Annotated in this window: 1 protein-coding gene; it reads right to left on the bottom strand. The window is 48.0% G+C overall.

What is annotated here, in order from left to right:
* On the bottom strand, positions 1–223 hold a 223-nt coding region (locus A3712_RS19810; RefSeq protein ID WP_157618825.1), incomplete at both ends, for a zinc-binding dehydrogenase.

A 223-nucleotide genomic window follows, 5' to 3' on the forward strand; every position in this document is an offset into this window, starting at 1 on the left:
GAAAGCAGAACCACGCCATACACGACCTGTTACTAGTTGGAATGGACGAGTTGAGATCTCTTGACCTGCGCCTGCAACACCGATGATTACAGACTCGCCCCAACCTTTGTGACAACATTCAAGAGCTTGACGCATCACGTTTACGTTACCGATACACTCGAATGAGTAATCAACGCCACCGTCTGTCATCTCAACGATAACGTCTTGGATTGGCTTGTCGAAT

The organism is Vibrio sp. HI00D65 (assembly GCF_001635455.1).
In the GTDB taxonomy this organism is placed as follows: domain Bacteria; phylum Pseudomonadota; class Gammaproteobacteria; order Enterobacterales; family Vibrionaceae; genus Vibrio.